Raw genomic sequence first — 16,313 nt, forward strand, 5'->3', positions numbered from 1 at the left:
CAGCGCGTACACCCCCCCGCCGATGCCGGCGGCGAGCACGGCCGCCGCCGCCACGGCGGGCCCGGTCCGCACCCCGCGCCGCGCGGAGGCGGGCCGGGCACCCGGATACGGGGCGGCGGCGAACGGCCCGCCCGCCTCGGCGCCGGCGCCCGGCGGTTGCGCCGGCGGACCCCAGGAGACGGCCGGATCCACGGGGCGGGTCCGGTCCGTCCATGCCTTGCCGTCCCACCAGCGCTCGGTGGCGGGACCGTCACTTGTCTGCCCGGGGTCGGGATACCACCCGGGCGGAGTCACCTGCGTCATGGACCCACCGTATGAGGCGTGTGTGAAAGAGGGATGAGAGGGCCGGAGCGGGAGGAAGACGCGTTGCGGGGTGCCGCCCCGCTCCCGGGCCGGCCGCCGGTGGCGTGCGGCGTCGCCTCGGGAGGCGACGCATCACCCATCACGGCAACAGGTGCACCGAGCGGGCTCCACCGCGGCTCCCGGACGGCTAGGCTCAATGTCCGTACGTCGTTTGGGCGACCTGGGGAGGTACCGGGATGACGGAGGCACGGCCCGGCGGGGCCGCCTCGGCTTCCCTGTGGGAACGCGACGCGGAACTCGCCGCCATCACCGAGGCGGTCGACGCCCTGCGCGACGACGCCTCGCCGTCGGAGCCGGGGAGCCTGCTCGTGTTCAGTGGAGAGGCCGGCATCGGCAAGACCGCGCTCCTCGCCGAGGCACGCCGCATCGCCGAGAAGAGCGGCTGCACGGTCTGGTCGGCCCGGGGCGGCGAGACGGTCACATCCGTCCCCTTCAATGTCGTGCGGCAACTGCTGCAGCCCGCGCTCGTCTCGCTGATGCCGACGGAGGCGCGGGAGTACCTGGGCGACTGGTACGACATCGCCGGCCCGGCCCTCGGCATAACGGCCCCCGGCGACCGGCAGGCCGACCCACAGGGCGTGTACGACGGCCTGGTCGTCGCCGTGTCCCGGCTGGCCAAGCGGGAGTGGCCGCTGGTGCTGCTCGTCGACGACGCCCATTGGGCCGACCAGGAGACCCTCCACTGGCTGGCCGCGTTCTGCGAACGCCTCGGCGAACTGCGCGTGCTCGTCGTGGTGGCCCATCGGCCCGGCGAGGCCACCGGCGAGAGCGGCCGCCATCTGGACACGATCACCGCGGCCGCCCGCCGCCCGGTCAGCACGCTGAGCGTGCTCACCCCCGAGGCGACCGCCGGACTCACCCGGGCCACCGTCGGCGAGCACGCCGACGCCCCGTTCTGCCGCGAGGTGTGGGCCGTGACCGGCGGCAATCCGTACGAGACCGTCGAACTCCTCGCCAAGGTGCAGGACAGCCAGCTCGCGCCGGTCGAGGATTCGGCCGCCGAACTGCGCGCCCTGAACCGCTCGGCCCGCGGCAACGGTCTCGTCGCCCGCCTGGAGAGCCTCGGCATAGAGGCCACCCGGTTCGCCTGGGCCGCGGCCATCCTCGGCTCCGGCATCACCGTGGACCTGGTGGCCCGGCTCGCCACGCTGCGCCCCGATGAGGCGCGGCGCTGCGCCGAACTCCTCAGCGCGGCCCGCATCCTCACCGAGAGCGATCCTGCGAGCCGTCAGACGGACGACGGAGAGCTGGAGTTCGTGCACCCTCTGATCGCCAGCGCCGTCTACCGCTCCATCCCCGACGGACTGCGCACCGCGATGCACGGCATCGCCGCTCAGGTCGTCACCGACTCCGGACTCGGCGCGGCGGCCGCATCCCGCCATCTCCTCGAAGTCCACCCGGACGACGACGAGGAACTCGTCGAGCAGATGCGCCAGGCCGCGCGCGAACACCTCGCCGTCGGCGCCCCCGAGGCGGCCCGCCGCTGTCTGGAGCGCGCCCTCGTGGAGCCGCCGCTGCCCGAGATCCACCCGCACGTGCTCTACGAACTGGGCTGCGCCACGCTGCTGACCTCGCCCGCCACCACCATCGACTACCTCCAGGCGGCCCTCGCCATGCCCGGCCTGGAGGGCGACGAACGGGTGGACGCCGTCCACCGCCTCTCCCAGGCCCTGCTGCACAACGACCAGTTGGACGAGGCCGTCCGCACCATCGACGCGGAGGCGGCCCGGCTGCCGGAGGGTCCGGCCCGGATGCGGCTGCGTGCCGTCCACCACATGTGGGAGGGCATCCACGCGGCGGAGGAGGAATCCCCGGCCCGTTCCCGGGAACTGGCCGAGCTCGCCCGCACCTGCACCGGCAAGGACAACTCCGAGCGTGCGCTGCTCATCCTGCGCGGCTTCGACGCCATGACCCATGGCGAGAACGCCGAGGAGGTCGTGGAACTGTGCGACCGCGCCCTCGTCAACGGCCGCCTCGCGCCCGGACTCGGCTGGACCGACAGCGAATGGGGCATCGAACTGCTGCTGATGCTCGGCAACGCGTACGCCTACACCGACCGGCTCGACCGGGCCGAGAGCCTGTTCACGGAAGGTCTGCGCGCCTACGAGTCCGCCGGCTGGAGCGGCGGCCACCTCGCCCTGGCCCACGCCTATGTCGGACTCGGGCACCGCAGACGCGGCCGCCTCGTGGAGGCGGAGACATCCCTGCGCTCGTCACTGCGCATCGCGGAGCGTGTCGGCCGCGGACTACCCCTGCACTGGTCCGCGACCTGCGGCCTCGTCGACACCCTGCTCGCCCGCGGGCACATCGAGGAGGCGTGGTCGGTCGCCGAGCAGTACGGATTCGCACCGCCTTACCCCTCCACCATCACCCTGCCCGACAACCACTCCGTGCGCGGCCGGCTGCTCCTGGCCGTCGGCCGGACCGAGGAGGGCGTCAACGAACTCGAGGCCGCCGAGAAGGCGTCCGCCGGACGCGGCCACAACACCGTGGTGGCACCCTGGGCCGGCGATCTCGCCCGCGCCCTGGCCGCCGACGATCCGTGCCGTGCCGCGGGACTGGTGGCCCTCACCCGCCGGCAGGCCGAACTCTTCGGCACCGACACCGCGATCGGGGAGGCACTCCGTCTCGCCGCCGACCTGGAGACCGGACAGCGTGCCGTCGCCCTGTACGCCAGGGCGGTGACGTTTCTGGAGGCGTCGCCGTGCGCCTACGAACACGCCGTGGCACGTGTCGAGTACGGAATCGCCGCCCGGTCGACCGAGGACCTCGAGCGCGGTCTGACGCTCGCACGGTCCTGCGGCGCGGACGGTTTGACGGCCCGGGCGGAGGCCGCGCTGGTGCACGGATAGCGGCGTCGCCGGCAGCAGGGCGCGAGTGAGCACCGTGGGCCCCGGGGAGCGGCAGCCGACCGCTAGGCGCAGCTCGTGCCCGTCGGGGCCGACCTCGCGACCGGACCCGGGCGTGCCGCCGCCCACCCCCGCGTTGTTGAGCGGGACGTCCAGCCGGGGTGCGCGGCGGCCACCTCCGTGCCGAGCCGGCGCGCCTCGGCCGAGGAGGCCAGGCCGGCGACGAAGCCGTGGCCTCGCCCTCGGTGCGTGGTTCTCCGTACGAGGGCGACCCTCCGCCGTGCGATCGCACGCACCGGACGCCGCAGGGTCCGCTCTCCGGGTGGACGGCGGGGTGCTCGGCATGAGCCCCAGGCCAGAGCCAGAGCCAGGCGCGGGTGCGTGAGGGACACCGGTGGGGCTACGGCCGGCGGGGTCGGCCTTGGGCGGCGTCCTGCCTCGTGCCCTCGTCCGTGTCCTGCTCCGTGCCCGGCTCAGGGTCCATCTCCGTGAGGACCCGCTGCGCCACCGCGAACGCCGAATTCGCCGCCGGTACACCGCAGTAGACCGCCGTCTGCAGCAGGACCGCGCCGATCTCCTCCGCTGTCAGACCGTTGCGGCGGGCCGCCCGGACGTGCAGGGCCAGCTCGTCGTGGTGACCGTGCGCGACCAGCGCCGTCAGAGTGATCATGCTGCGTTCGCGGCGGGACAGGGTCGGGTCGGTCCAGATCTCGCCCCACGCGTAGCGGGAGATGAAGTCCTGGAACCGGGAGGTGAAGGGGGTCGCGCCCGACTGCGCCCGGTTCACGTGCGCATCGCCGAGGACCTGGCGGCGCACCTGCGTGCCACGCCCCACGGTTCCCGAGAAATGCGCCCGCAGCGCCGTCAGGACGGCCTCCGGACACTGGGCGGGCGCCAGGTGCGAGGCGCCGGGGATCTCGACCAGGGCCGAGCCGGGCACCGCGTCCGCGATCTCCCGCAGATGCGCCGGCGGCGTCGCCGGATCCTCGCGGCCCGCGATCAGCAGCGTCGGCGTGCCGATCGACGGCAGCCGGTCGCGGATGTCGAACGCGGCCAGCGCGTCGCAGCAGGCGGCGTACGCCGCCGGGTCCGCCTCACGGTGGTCCCGCAGGAGCCGGGGCACGGTGAACCCGGGCGTGAACCAGCGCGAGCCGGCGGTCGCCGAGACCGGCCCCAGCCCTTCACGGCGGACCAGTGCCGCGCGTTCCTCCCAGGGCCTGGACCCGTTGAAGTGCGCGGACGAGCAGATGACGGCCAGCGACGAGACCCGCTCGGGATGGTGCACGGCCAGATGCAGACCGATCGCGCCGCCGAGCGACACCCCGGCGTACGCGAACCGCTCGATGCCGAGGGCGTCCGCCAGCGCGAGCACCAGCCCGGCCAGATCCGCGACCGAGAACGACAGCGCCGAGTCGAAGAAGGAGGCGCCGGGCAGGACGGTGACGGTCTCCTTGCCGGCGTTGATCAGGTCGGGGTCGACCTCGTCCTCGGCGGGATAGGGACCGGTGCCCAGGATTCCGTTCTCCGACTCCAGCACCACCTCCACGTCGTCCGGGAGGTGGTTGGGGATCAGCGTCGGAAGGCCGATGCCGAGATTGACGTACTGGCCGTCCCTCATCTCGCGTGCGGCCCGGGCCGCCATCTCCTCACGCGTCCACGCCATGGTCAGCGAACCGTCCTCTTCTCGATCTTCTTGTCCGCCGCCTGCTCGGGCGTGAGCGCCACCACCCGCTGCACGAAGATCCCCGGCAGGTGCACCGCGTCGGGGTCGATACCGCCGGGCTCGACCAGTTCCTCGACCTCGGCGACGGTCACCGTGCCCGCCATCGCCGCCAGCGGGTTGAAGTTGCGGGCCGACCTGTGGAACACGAGGTTCCCGTGACGGTCCCCCCTGGCCGCCCGGACCAGGGCGAAGTCGGTGCGGATACCGCGCTCCAGCACGTACTGCACGCCGTCGAACTCCCGTACCTCCTTCGGCGGCGAGGCGAGCGCGACGCCGCCCTGCCCGTCGTAGCGCCACGGCAGTCCGCCCTCGGCGACCTGCGTCCCGACGCCCGCCGGGGTGTAGAAGGCCGGGATTCCCGCCCCGCCGGCGCGCAGCCGCTCGGCCAGTGTGCCCTGCGGGATCAGCTCCACCTCGAGTTCCCCGGCCAGGTACTGGCGCGCGAACTCCTTGTTCGCCCCGATGTACGAGCCGGTCACCCGGGTGATCCGCCCGGCCGCGAGCAGCACGGCAAGGCCGGACTCCATAGCCCCGCAGTTGTTCGACACGACCGACAGCCGGGAGACACCCCGCTCGTGCAGCGCCTGGATCAGCAGGTTCGGCACACCGCTCAGGCCGAAGCCGCCCACCGCCAGCGACGCGCCGTCCGGCACGTCGGCCACCGCCTCCAGGGCCGTGGCGACCACCTTGTCCATCCGTGAAGACCCCTCTTTCCAGGCATCCTGTGCGGCGCTCGAACGTGCAGTTGGTCAGGGCACTGATTAACTGTTCAAGGTTTTCTCACGCTGTCATCGCCGGTACGGAAGCGTCAATACCGCGGAGAACACCGGATCCGATCAACGTTTCCCTCGGTGGACGGGCCTGCCTCCCGGGGTATCGTTCAGTGCACGAACCAAATGACCAGGGGAGTGCACATGGTCGTGGTGGACCTCTCCACCCAGCCCGGGCACCTGGCCCGGCGGCTGCAGCAGGCCCACTACCTGCTGTGGAACACGATGGTCTCCGAGGAGATCACCTCGCCGCAGTTCGCGGTCCTGAACGCCCTCGTCGCCGAGCCGGGCCTCGACCAGCGCACGGTCGGGGAGCGGGTGGGCCTCGACCGGTCCACCATCGCCGAGGTGATCAGCCGGCTCGGCCGCCGCGGCCTCCTCGACAAGGTGCGCGACCCCCAGGACGGCCGCCGCTTCCTGCTGCGCCTCACCCAGGAGGGCACGCGGACGCACCGCAGGCTGACGGTGCGCACCGCCCGGATGAACCAGGTCCTCCTGGCCCCGCTGTCCGCCGACGAGCAGACCCTGTTCATCGAACTCATCCGGCGCGTCTCGGACGCGGCCGAGGAACTGCGCCGTCCGATGGGCCCGGCAGGCCCACCGGATCCCCTCGCGGCGGCCGGGGTGTGACCGCACGCCGCCGGGGCGGCTCGTCCGTTCAGCGGACTTGGCACACCGTGATGCGGACGGGCGACTAGACTGGCAGCCCTCGCAGCGCCCGACATGCGTCTCAGCGAAGGAAGGCGGCACCACCGTGGACCGGACCGTGGCCACCCGTTCCCCGCACACCTCCGCCGACTGGTGGGTCACGGCCGACCAGGCGCGGCATGCGGCGCAGGGCGGTCTCACGAGCGCCGCCACGGCCCCCGACCTGCTGCGCACCCTCGCCGAACTCGACCGCGCCCGGCGCCAGTCCGTGGTCGCCGTCGGCGCCGCCGTGGAAGCGCTGCTCGCGGGAGGCGTCGCCTGGGAGGCGATCGCGGCCGCCCTGGGATTCGGCTCGGCCGAGGAGGCACGCCGGGCGCTCGTCGCCGCCCGGCAGGACGCGGCCGAGGCGGCCGACCGCCGACGGGGCCGCCGGGCGTAGCGAGGCCACTCGCGGGTCGCGGCGCAGGAACGGGCACCCCGACCGCCTACGGGTCATGCCCGGGCCAGCACCACCCACACCTGTCCGCGCGCGAAGGTCATCGGCCTGCCGTCCGCCGCGGTGAACCGCGTGCCGTCCTCGGCCGAGGCGCGCCGCCAGTCGACGTGGAACACCCGCCCGTCGCGCAGCACGTCGGCCTTCCCCGAGCCCACGGTCTCCGAGTACGGGGAGTTGCTGCCGAGGACGTCGTGGAAGCGTGAGGCGCGCACCCGCACGTACTGCACCACCACCGTCGCCGGGGCCACCCGCGCGCCGTCCGTCGTCACCGTCGGGGTGCCGTCCATCGTCACCCGCCAGCGGTGCTGCCCCGCGGACCAGGTGAAGGTGAAGCGGGCCGACGGGAAGCGGACCGTGCGCGTGGTCTGCGGAGTGCCGCCCGCCGGTGCGGCGCCGAAGCGGAAGCCCGTCGTCAGTGCGGCGGCCCCGGGCGGGGACGCCATCAGCAGCCGGGGCCGCAGATAGAGGTTGTGCGGCGCGGCCCTGCCGGAGCCGCGGAAGTAGGCGCCCGTGTTCTTCTCGGGCGGCTCGGGGGTCAGCGGCGCCTTGTCGATGAGCGGCAGGAGTTTGTGCTGCGCCCCGGAGAAGGCCAGCGTCGGCTCGTCGAACTGGCGCAGCAGTTCCAGATCCGACTCGCGTGCGCTGCGCACCGGCCCGACCACCTTCGGCAGCTTCGTCGCGAACACCGCCATCAGCCGGCTCAGACCGCCCTCGACCTGCTCGGCGTAGATGACGTCCGCCTGCTCCAGCCCCGTCTGCGGGCGCGCCGCGGGCACATTGTCGATCTTCACCGCGAGTACCGGGCCTGTGGGCGGGGCGGAGGTTCGGCCCCCGTCGCCCGGGGGCCGCGACTGCTGCTCGTCCCTCCCGTCCGGGGACCCGCCGCCCGTGCTGCAGCCCGCCACCAGGGATCCCCCCACCGCGGCGGCGATGAGCAGCGCCGCCGCCGTCACACCGCGCCGCATCCGCGCGTTCCGTCGCATGCCCACCGCTTCCACCGAGTGCCCCGTGGCTTCAATTGTGCGCTTATCCGTTCATCGGGGGCCATACTCGATCCGTCCGGACTCGGACCTGCCGCCGAGGAGGCCCGAACGGCTCGGCGGGAGGGGTTGCCAGGCGGGACGGGAGGCCCGGCGGGACGGGCGGCTCAGCCGGAGGGCGGCTTGCGGGAGGCTGCCGGTGGAGCGTTCAGTCAGGGGAGCCGAGGATCTCCGCGAGGTCGTAGCGCACCGGTTCATCCAGCTGTTCGTAGGTGCAGCTCTCGGGCGTGCGGTCCGGGCGCCAGCGGCGCAAGCGCACCGTGTGCCGGAACCGCACCCCGTTCTCCATGTGGTCGTACGCCACCTCCGCCACCCGCTCGGGCCGCAGCGGCACCCAGGACAGGTCCTTCTTCCCCGACCAGCGACTGGGCGCCCCCGGCAGCCGGGCCGTCTCGTGCGCCACCTCGTCCGACCAGGCCGCCCACGGATGGCCCGCGGCGTCCTCCATCCGCAGCGGTTCCAGCTCCTCCACCAGCTCCGCGCGCCGCTTCATGGGGAACGCGGCGGACACGCCCACGTGCTGGAGGGCACCCCGGTCGTCGTACAGCCCGAGCAGCAGCGACCCCACGACTGGGCCGCTCTTGTGGAAGCGGTAGCCCGCCACCACGACGTCCGCCGTGCGCTCGTGCTTGATCTTGAACATCACGCGCTGGTCCGGACGGTACGGAAGGGAGAGCGGCTTGGCGATCACCCCGTCCAGGCCCGCGCCCTCGTACCGCTGGAACCACTGCTCGGCCACCGCGCGGTCGGTCGTCGCCGGCGCCAGGTGGACTGGCGGCGTCACGCCCGACAGCTCCCGTTCCAGCAGGGCGCGCCGGTCGCTCAGCGGGACGTCGAGCAGCGATGCGTCGGCCAGCGCCAGCAGATCGAACACCACGAACGACGCCGGGGTCTTCTGCGCGAGCATCCGCACCCGCGAGTCGGCCGGGTGGATCCGCTCGGTCAGCGCGTCGAAGTCGAGGTGGCCCTCCCGTGCGACGACTATCTCGCCGTCCACCACGCACCGGTGCGGCAGCCGCTCCCGCAACGCCTCCACCAGCTCAGGAAAGTACCTGGTCAGCGGCCTTCCCGTGCGGCTTCCCAGCTCGACCTCCGCACCGTCACGGAACACGACGGCCCGGAATCCGTCCCACTTCGCCTCGTACTGCATGTCCGGCGGGATGCTCGCCACGGGCTTGGCGAGCATCGGCTTCACGGGCGGCATCACCGGCAGGTCCATGCCTTTGATTCTGCGGCCGAGCGGGGGGATCCGCCCGGTGTGCGAGGGAGGTACCACACGCCTACCGTGGCTGGCATGGGTGATGCGATGGAGCTGGAAGCGGCGGGCAGGACGGTGCGGCTGTCCAGCCCCGGCAAGGTCTTCTTCCCGGAACGTGGCTTCACCAAGCTGGACCTCGCCCGGTACTACCTGGCCGTCGGCCCCGGGATCCTGCGTGCCCTGCGCAACCGTCCCACCACCCTGGAGCGCTACCCGGACGGTGTGACCGGTGAGTCCTTCTTCCAGAAGCGGGCGCCCAGGAACATGCCCGACTGGATCCCCACCGCCCACATCACCTTCCCCAGCGGCCGCAGCGCCGACGAGATGTGTCCCACGGAGGTCGCCGCCGTGGTGTGGGCCGCGCAGTACGGCACGCTCACCTTCCATCCGTGGCCGGTGCGCCGCGACGACGTCGACCGCCCCGACGAACTCCGCATCGACCTCGATCCGCAGCCCGGCACCGACTTCGCCGACGCGGTGCGTGCCGCCCACGAACTGCGGGCGGTAATCGACGAGTTCGGCGGGCTGCGCGGTTGGCCCAAGACCTCCGGCGGCCGGGGGCTGCACGTCTTCGTGCCCATCGAACCGCGCTGGACCTTCACCCAGGTGCGCCGCGCCGCGATCGCCGTCGGACGGGAACTGGAGCGCCGCATGCCGGAGCAGGTGACCATCGCCTGGTGGAAGGAGGAACGTGGCGCGAAGATCTTCGTCGACTACAACCAGACCGCCCGCGACCGCACCGTCGCCTCCGCCTACTCCGTGCGCCCCCAGCCGCACGCCCCCGTGTCCGCGCCGCTGCGCTGGGAGGAGGTGGGGGACGCGGACCCCCGTGACTTCGACCTGGCGAGCATGCCCGGCCGCTTCGCCGAACTCGGCGACGTACACGCCGATATGGACGACCACTCCTTCTCCATCGAGACGCTGCTCGAACTGGCGCGACGCGACGAACACGACCACGGCCTCGGCGATCTGCCGTATCCGCCGGAGCATCCGAAGATGCCGGGCGAGCCGAAGCGGGTGCAGCCGAGCCGTGCCCGGCGGGAGGGCGCGCCGGGAGACCGGGGGAGGCCGGGCGGGCCTTCGGCTCCGTGACCACTGCGGACTCCCGGTGCCCAAGATGTGCCCCTCCTGACCGGTCGGCCGGCGGCGGGGGTGGGACCGCCACCGGTGTAGGTGACCCGCCACAGCGCCGACTTGGCGTCCGAGGTGAAGAAGCCGCGCCCGTGGTCGAGGACATACAGTGCGCCGTCCGGGCCGAACTTCCAGTCCATGAGGTTCTTGATGCCGTCGTTGCCGGTCGGGACGATCCTCTTCAGCGACTCCGCGTGCACCGGCAGCCCGCCCTCGCCCTGGTTCCTCGGGTCCACGAGCACGGCGTCACGCGGCTGGTCGGCGTCGTGGAAGTCGCCGACGAACCACTTGCCATCCCAGTGGGCGGGCCACTTGACGTCGCTGGCGCCATCCGGGCCGTAGCGGTGGACCGGACCGTTCATCGCGGCCTGCCCGCCGCCCTTGAGCCTTGGGGCAGATACGTGGCCTCCTCCTCCTTGTACGAGGGGATCCCGTTCGCGTCGCGCGAGTACTCCGGGCCGCCCCCTTGGGGCGAGTACCAGATGTTGTCGCCGGTGACCGGCGGCAGGCCGACCAGACCGTCGTTGTTCGGGGACTCGTTCCTCGGACGGTCGCAGTCGTATCAGCCGAGCGGCTGCGACGGATCCGGCAGATTGCGGTCACGGTAGGGCTGCTTGCCGCCCATGCGGTACGGCCGGCCGCGGTTGCCGCACGGTCAACTCGCCCGCCGGCGTGACCTTTCCGGCCTTGGGTTCGTAGACGTGGAACTGGCCCTTGCCCTTGCCGATGTCCGGATCGTTCCAGTCGGTGACCACCGGCTGGGAGGCGTCCCTGCCGCGGCCGATGTACAGTACGCGTCCGTCGGGGCGGTCACCAGGCGCCGTACGGCTCGCCGATCTGGTCGCTCTGAGCCGCATGTGGTCGACCACCCGTCGTCGGTCACGGCAACAGGGCCAAGGAAACCAGACGCCTTTGCGCGACTCGCCAATGGGTATGACCGCAATACAACAACTTTGTCCTTGATGTGGATAAACTGCGGGCATGCCGCTACCGTCCCCCTCGTTCGTCTCAGCGGCTCGTCTCCGTGAATTCCGTCGTGGCATGGGGAGTTCGGCATGGACAGACGCAGTTTCAACCGAGGGATGCTGCTTGGTGGTGCAGCCGTCGCAACATCGTTGTCCATCGGTACAGAGGCCGCGGCCGTCGGCGGCCCGCTGCGGACCGCACCCGCCGGCGGCGAGGTCAGACACATCAAGCTGTACGCCGAGAAGCTCGACGGCGGGCAGATGGGGTACGGCCTCGCCAAGGGGAAGGCGACCGTTCCCGGCCCGCTGATCGAACTCGTCGAGGGCGACACGCTTCACATCGAGTTCGAGAACACCATGGACGTGGCGGCCAGCCTGCATGTGCACGGGCTGGACTACGAGATCTCCAGCGACGGCACCAAGTGGACCAGGAGCGATGTGCAGCCGGGTGACACCCGCACCTACACCTGGCGCACCCACACCCCCGGTCGCCGCGCGGACGGGACCTGGCGGGCGGGCAGCGCGGGGTACTGGAACTACCACGACCACGTCGTCGGCACGGAGCACGGCACCGGCGGCGTGCACAAAGGTCTGTACGGGCCGGTGATCGTACGCCGCAAGGGTGATGTCCTGCCCGACAGGACGCACACGATCGTGTTCAACGACATGGTGATCAACAACCGGGTGCGCTTCGGGCCCGACTTCGAGGCGACGGCCGGCGACCGCGTCGAGTTCGTGATGATCACCCACGGGGACCACTACCACACCTTCCACCTGCACGGGCACCGCTGGGCGGACAACCGCACCGGAATGCTCACCGGCCCGGACGACGGGAGCCGCGTCGTCGACAACAAGATCGTGGGACCCGGGGACTCCTTCGGTTTCCAGGTGATCGCGGGGGAGGGGGTCGGAGCGGGCGCATGGATGTACCACTGCCATGTCCAGAGCCACGCCGACATGGGGATGACCGGGATGTTCCTGGTGAAGAAGCCGGACGGGACGATTCCCGGGTACGACCCGCACACCGGCCCCGACACGCACGGTCATCAGGCGCCGCACAGACGTCCGTGACATGCGGGCTCCTCCTCGTCGGAAGCGCTCTCAGCGCCACCGGTCTCCCGGGCTATCCTGATCGGGAACCGCCGGGGAGGAGTCCGAAGTGACCGACACCGTGCCGCGCCCCACGCTGGAGGCCGTGGCTGCCCGGGCCGGGGTGTCGCGGGCCACCGTCTCCCGGGTCGTCAACGGCGGCGACGGCGTGCGCAAGCCCCTGGCCGAGCGGGTGCGCCGGGCCGTCGAGGAACTCGGCTACGTACCGAACCAGGCGGCGCGCAGCCTGGTGACCAAGCGGCACGACGCGGTCGCCGTCGTGATCGCCGAACCGGAGACCCGCGTCTTCGCCGACCCCTTCTTCGGTCTGCAACTGCGCGGGATCAGCAAGGAGCTGACTGCGCACGACGCCCAGCTCGTGCTGCTGCTCACGGAGGGGCGCGCCGACCACGCACGGGTCGGCCGGTATCTCGCCGGCGGTCATGTCGACGGTGCGCTCGTCTTCTCGCTGCACCTCGAAGACCCGTTGCCGGAGCTGGTCCAGCGCGCCGGGGTGCCCACGGTGTTCGGCGGTCGGCCGGGCTGGGGCGGGGGCGCACGCAGCGCCGTGTACGTGGACAGCGACAACCGTGGCGGCGCCCGCGAGGCCGTACGACATCTCGTCGGACTCGGCCGCCGGCGCATCGCGCACATCACCGGCGCCCTCGACCAGACGTCCGCCGTGGACCGGTTCGACGGGTTCCGGGACGTCATGGTCGACGCCGATCCGCGGCTGATCGCGGAAGGTGACTTCACCCCCGCCGGGGGCGAGCGCGCGATGCGTGAACTGCTGGAGCGCTGCCCGGACCTGGACGCCGTGTTCGCCGCCAACGACCTGACCGCGTCCGGCGCCCTGCGCGTGCTGCGCGCGCAGGGGCGCCGGGTGCCCGACGACGTCGCCCTGATCGGCTTCGACGACATGCTGCCGGTCGCCGAGCAGACCGACCCACCGCTGACCACGATCCGTCAGGACATAGAGGAGATGGGCCGGCTGATGGCCAGGCTGCTGCTGCGTGGCCTCGACCGGCGAGGCGGCGGGCCGGGCGGGGCCCCCGGTGGTGGTCCGGGTGGTGGTCCGGGCGTGGGCGGCGGGCCGTCCAGCGTGGTGCTGCCGACGACCCTGGTGCGACGCGCGTCCGCGTGAGCGCGCCCCGCGGGCATGCGGTCAGGAGCCGACCGTCACCGTGAAGCGCCTCGGGTTCCCGTCGTACGCCGCCCCCGACACATCGGGCTGGCCGTCCGGGCGTACGTCGTCGTACGGGAACGCGTACCCGATGGGGGAGTTGGCGTGCACCACGCGCGCCCAGTGGTTGGTCACGCCGCCCTGGTAGTAGTCGGCGCTGGTCGCGCCGCCAGGCTGGTCCGGGTGGGTGAGCATGAGCGAGCGGTTGAAGCCGGCGGCCAGGCGGGCGAGGATGGCCTTCTTGTCGTCGGGGTCACCGGGGTTGTTGGCGAACGGCCCGTGGTTGCAGGTGAAGACGTCCTTCGAGGTGGGTTTGGCGAAGGTGTGGCCGCCGGTGAAGGTGAGCGTGTCACCGCTGACCCGGCCGGTGAACACCCCCCGGCCGCCCTGGAGGTCGATCCTCAGGTCGGTGCTGCGGTACTTGTCCCAGACCTGGTCGGCGTAGGCGGTCCACAGGTCGCGGAACGGCATCCGGTCCGGCTGGTCGAAGTACGGTGCCATCAGGTTCTGCGGGGAGATGACCCGCAGTACCTTCCCGTCGACGCGGACCACGAGCTGGTCCCAGGGCTGTCCGTCCTCGGCGGCCTGCGCGGTCAGGCCCGAGGCGATCGTGTCCACGGCGCCGCCGGGAAGCGGCGCGACCGTGTGGGTGGCGTCACCCTCCAGGGCCAGTCCGATCGGGAGGGCGGTCACCAGGTCGACGTAGCTGATGTTCGCGTACAGCTGGGCGGAGTTGAAGGTGAACTCGCAGAACGACCACGTCTTCGCGTAGTTGGGATCCGCGGGCGTCGCGAACGCCGGCTCGACGAGGGCCGGTCCCGGGTTCAGGAAGAAGTCGAGGGTGTCGTCGCGCACGAAGTAGATCCGGGCGCCGAACATCTGGGGGAGCGTCAGCACGGTGGGCGCGGAACCCGCGGGCCCCAGCGGGATGGCACAGTCCACGGGCAGCGGGGTCTGCGGCGCCGAGGGCGAGGCCGGCCGGTAGACGCTGCCGTCGGCCCGCAGCAGCATCCAGTCGCCCGTCGACTGCTCGTGCCCGGTGACGTAGGCGCGGACCGTGCCCGGCAACGAGGCGTTGCGCAGCGCGAGTTCGCAGGTGGCAGGTGCCGCGTGGGCGGTGTCCGGGCCGAGGGCGCCGGCCCAGGCGGGGGAGGTGGCGGCGAGGGCGGCTCCGGTGAGAAACACTCGGCGTGATATCACGAGTCGTCTCCTGGCGTGTGTGGGGGAGCGCAGGATGGCCCGTGCCCGTGGGCTCCTGCGGTGTTCCACACTGTCTCCAGGGCGAGTTGAGGCGTCAAGGGTTATGACTGAGAGCGCTCTCATGAATTCTCCGCCTTCAAGAGGTGACGGCTCCCTCGCGCCTCAGTCCCGCTGCTGGGCGCTCTTGAGCACCGCGAACCGCGCTCCGTAGGGGTCGGCGAACCTGGCGATGCGGCCCACGCCGTCGAGGTCCGTCGCGGGCATCCGGACGCTGCCGCCGAGCTCCTGTGCCCGGCTCACCGTGGCGTCGGCGTCCGTGACGTCGAAGTACGGCAGCCAGTGGGCGCCGGACTGCGCCTTTGCGGGATCGCCGGTCAGGGGCACCAGGCCGCCGAACATGGAGTCCGCGCCGGCCCCCTCGGGGTTGACGCAGGTGTAGGTGCCGCCGGGGAACGGCACGCCCTCGGTCTCCCAGCCGAGTACCCGGTGGTAGAACGCGGCGGCCCGGGCGATGTCCAGGGTGTACAGCTCGACCCAGCACAGCGAGCCGGGGGCGCCGGCCACCTCGATGCCCTTGGTCCGGCCCGGCTGCCAGATCCCGAACGGCACGCCGGCCGGGTCGGCGAGGACGGCCATGTGGCCCTGCCCCATCACGTCGACGGGCTGGACGAGCACGCTGCCGCCGGCCTGCTCGGCCGCCTTCGCGGTGGCCTCGGCGTCGGGGCTCTGGAAGTAGACGGTCCAGGACGGCGGGCCCTGCTCCGGGGTGGTCCGCATGGCGCCGGCGGCGGTCTTCCCGGAGAGCTGGAAGAAGCCGTAGCCGCCCGCCTCGGGGCCCGCCGAGCGGAACTGCCAGCCGAAGAGACCGCCGTAGAAGGAGATGGCGCCGTCGAGGTCGGAGGTGCCGACATCCAGCCAGTTGGGGGCGCCGTTGACGAAACGGGTGGTGAGCATGAGTGCCCTCCTCGGAGGTTCCCGTTACCTGCACTGCCGAGTCTCGCACCGCCCACCGACAGGTGCCGCCGGAGCGACACGACCGGCTTGCGTGGCGTTCGGGGCGAGCGGATCCGGCCTTCTTGCGGGCCGCCGCGTGCCGCCGTGCACCGCCCGCCCGGCGGGGGCATCATCAGGAGCCGTTGTCCGACCGCCGCGGGAGCTTGCCGAGCGAGCCGTTGATCCCGCGTTGATCGAACGTTTTTCGCCGCTCGGCACGATCTCGGCCATGCACACAGAAGCGATCACTGTGTCCGACATCGCCTGGCAGGAGCAGGCGCTGTGCGCGCAGACGGGGACCGATTTCTTCTTTCCCGAGCCGGGCAGCTCGGTGCGTGAGGCCAAGCGCATCTGCGGACTCTGCGAGATCCGTTCCGAGTGTCTCGCCTACGCCCTGGAGAACGACGAACGGTTCGGCGTCTGGGGCGGCCTGTCCGAGAAGGAGCGGATGCACCTGCGGCGCACCGAGGCGGACCGATGAAGGGACACCGTATGAAGGCGGGTCGTGGCGGGTCCGTCCGGATGCGCGCCGGGGCCCGCGGGACGATGCTGGAGACATGACCGGACGGGCCCCTGTCATCGTTCATCCGCCGTCGGGTACCGGC

The 16,313-nt window shown here is 72.2% G+C and carries 14 protein-coding genes and 2 pseudogenes; 7 read left to right on the forward strand and 9 right to left on the reverse strand.

Translation table 11 applies throughout. The features are described from left to right. Positions 1-303 (reverse strand): DUF2510 domain-containing protein (locus ACFSL4_RS20915; RefSeq protein ID WP_381084959.1); only part of this gene is annotated, 303 nt, incomplete at its 3' end. A gap of 236 nt (positions 304-539) precedes the next feature. Between ACFSL4_RS20915 and ACFSL4_RS20920 the strand changes: the two genes are divergently transcribed. Then, entirely contained in the window at positions 540-3,215 is a 2,676-nt protein-coding gene (locus ACFSL4_RS20920) for an ATP-binding protein (protein ID WP_381084961.1), read from the forward strand. 397 nt (positions 3,216-3,612) lie between these two features. Here the strand turns inward: ACFSL4_RS20920 and pcaDC are convergent, their stop codons facing one another. Then, positions 3,613-4,875, reverse strand: a complete 1,263-nt coding sequence (gene pcaDC, locus ACFSL4_RS20925; RefSeq protein WP_381084964.1) for a bifunctional 3-oxoadipate enol-lactonase/4-carboxymuconolactone decarboxylase PcaDC — start codon at positions 4,873-4,875, stop codon at positions 3,613-3,615. 2 nt (positions 4,876-4,877) lie between these two features. Beyond that, on the reverse strand, positions 4,878-5,630 hold the full coding sequence (locus ACFSL4_RS20930) for a CoA transferase subunit A (RefSeq protein ID WP_381084967.1): 753 nt from the start codon (positions 5,628-5,630) through the stop codon (positions 4,878-4,880). 219 nt (positions 5,631-5,849) lie between these two features. Here ACFSL4_RS20930 and ACFSL4_RS20935 point away from each other — a divergent pair, with 219 nt between their 5' ends. Next, entirely contained in the window at positions 5,850-6,335 is a 486-nt protein-coding gene (locus ACFSL4_RS20935) for a MarR family winged helix-turn-helix transcriptional regulator (protein ID WP_381085016.1), read from the forward strand. 124 nt (positions 6,336-6,459) lie between these two features. Further along, positions 6,460-6,792, forward strand: coding sequence for a hypothetical protein (locus tag ACFSL4_RS20940; RefSeq protein ID WP_381084970.1), 333 nt, complete (start codon positions 6,460-6,462; stop codon positions 6,790-6,792). A 53-nt stretch (positions 6,793-6,845) separates the two neighbouring features. Here the strand turns inward: ACFSL4_RS20940 and ACFSL4_RS20945 are convergent, their stop codons facing one another. Together ACFSL4_RS20945 and ACFSL4_RS20950 are read right to left on the reverse strand one after the other, a co-directional pair. Continuing rightward, the gene (locus ACFSL4_RS20945; RefSeq protein WP_381084973.1) at positions 6,846-7,832 is read right to left on the reverse strand and encodes a DUF3048 domain-containing protein; all 987 of its coding nucleotides are present in this window, start codon (positions 7,830-7,832) and stop codon (positions 6,846-6,848) included. 205 nt (positions 7,833-8,037) lie between these two features. After that, positions 8,038-9,108 (reverse strand): ATP-dependent DNA ligase, encoded by a 1,071-nt coding sequence (locus ACFSL4_RS20950; protein WP_381084976.1) that lies wholly within the window; start codon positions 9,106-9,108, stop codon positions 8,038-8,040. Positions 9,109-9,183: 75 nt separating this feature from the next. Here ACFSL4_RS20950 and ligD point away from each other — a divergent pair, with 75 nt between their 5' ends. After that, on the forward strand, positions 9,184-10,239 hold the full coding sequence (ligD, locus tag ACFSL4_RS20955; RefSeq protein ID WP_381084979.1) for a non-homologous end-joining DNA ligase: 1,056 nt from the start codon (positions 9,184-9,186) through the stop codon (positions 10,237-10,239). 29 nt (positions 10,240-10,268) lie between these two features. Here the strand turns inward: ligD and ACFSL4_RS20960 are convergent. Both ACFSL4_RS20960 and ACFSL4_RS37630 read right to left on the reverse strand, forming a co-directional pair. After that, positions 10,269-10,924, reverse strand: a pseudogene (locus ACFSL4_RS20960) (ThuA domain-containing protein); the annotation flags it as partial. Between the two features lie 4 nt (positions 10,925-10,928). After that, a pseudogene (locus ACFSL4_RS37630) lies at positions 10,929-11,127 on the reverse strand (hypothetical protein); the annotation flags it as partial. A gap of 206 nt (positions 11,128-11,333) precedes the next feature. Here ACFSL4_RS37630 and ACFSL4_RS20970 point away from each other — a divergent pair. After that, positions 11,334-12,314: a multicopper oxidase domain-containing protein gene (locus tag ACFSL4_RS20970; protein ID WP_381084984.1), complete on the forward strand. Its 981-nt coding sequence runs from the start codon at positions 11,334-11,336 to the stop codon at positions 12,312-12,314. Between the two features lie 88 nt (positions 12,315-12,402). Then, on the forward strand, positions 12,403-13,476 hold the full coding sequence (locus ACFSL4_RS20975; RefSeq protein WP_381084986.1) for a LacI family DNA-binding transcriptional regulator: 1,074 nt from the start codon (positions 12,403-12,405) through the stop codon (positions 13,474-13,476). Between the two features lie 21 nt (positions 13,477-13,497). Here ACFSL4_RS20975 and ACFSL4_RS20980 read toward each other — a convergent pair whose 3' ends face one another. Together ACFSL4_RS20980 and ACFSL4_RS20985 are read right to left on the reverse strand one after the other, a co-directional pair. After that, on the reverse strand, positions 13,498-14,715 hold the full coding sequence (locus tag ACFSL4_RS20980; protein ID WP_381084989.1) for a glycoside hydrolase family 64 protein: 1,218 nt from the start codon (positions 14,713-14,715) through the stop codon (positions 13,498-13,500). A gap of 162 nt (positions 14,716-14,877) precedes the next feature. Then, positions 14,878-15,669: a VOC family protein gene (locus ACFSL4_RS20985; RefSeq protein WP_381084992.1), complete on the reverse strand. Its 792-nt coding sequence runs from the start codon at positions 15,667-15,669 to the stop codon at positions 14,878-14,880. A gap of 268 nt (positions 15,670-15,937) precedes the next feature. On the opposite strand from ACFSL4_RS20985, the gene ACFSL4_RS20990 reads away from it, so the two are divergent. Next, the gene (locus tag ACFSL4_RS20990; protein ID WP_381084995.1) at positions 15,938-16,189 is read left to right on the forward strand and encodes a WhiB family transcriptional regulator; all 252 of its coding nucleotides are present in this window, start codon (positions 15,938-15,940) and stop codon (positions 16,187-16,189) included. Positions 16,190-16,313: the final 124 nt, after the last annotated feature.

Source organism: Streptomyces caeni (genome assembly GCF_042678285.1).
Classification (GTDB): Bacteria; Actinomycetota; Actinomycetes; order Streptomycetales; family Streptomycetaceae; genus Streptomyces; species Streptomyces caeni.

Bases quoted from the DNA above. Each gene is read 5' to 3' on its own strand.
- ACFSL4_RS20920 (WP_381084961.1), top strand. From the start codon at position 540: ATGACGGAGGCACGGCCCGGCGGGGCCGCCTCGGCTTCCCTGTGGGAA.
- pcaDC (WP_381084964.1), bottom strand. From the start codon at position 4,875: ATGGCGTGGACGCGTGAGGAGATGGCGGCCCGGGCCGCACGCGAGATG.
- ACFSL4_RS20930 (WP_381084967.1), bottom strand. From the start codon at position 5,630: ATGGACAAGGTGGTCGCCACGGCCCTGGAGGCGGTGGCCGACGTGCCG.
- ACFSL4_RS20935 (WP_381085016.1), top strand. From the start codon at position 5,850: ATGGTCGTGGTGGACCTCTCCACCCAGCCCGGGCACCTGGCCCGGCGG.
- ACFSL4_RS20945 (WP_381084973.1), bottom strand. From the start codon at position 7,832: ATGCGACGGAACGCGCGGATGCGGCGCGGTGTGACGGCGGCGGCGCTG.
- ACFSL4_RS20950 (WP_381084976.1), bottom strand. From the start codon at position 9,108: ATGGACCTGCCGGTGATGCCGCCCGTGAAGCCGATGCTCGCCAAGCCC.
- ligD (WP_381084979.1), top strand. From the start codon at position 9,184: ATGGGTGATGCGATGGAGCTGGAAGCGGCGGGCAGGACGGTGCGGCTG.
- ACFSL4_RS20970 (WP_381084984.1), top strand. From the start codon at position 11,334: ATGGACAGACGCAGTTTCAACCGAGGGATGCTGCTTGGTGGTGCAGCC.
- ACFSL4_RS20985 (WP_381084992.1), bottom strand. From the start codon at position 15,669: ATGCTCACCACCCGTTTCGTCAACGGCGCCCCCAACTGGCTGGATGTC.
- ACFSL4_RS20990 (WP_381084995.1), top strand. From the start codon at position 15,938: ATGCACACAGAAGCGATCACTGTGTCCGACATCGCCTGGCAGGAGCAG.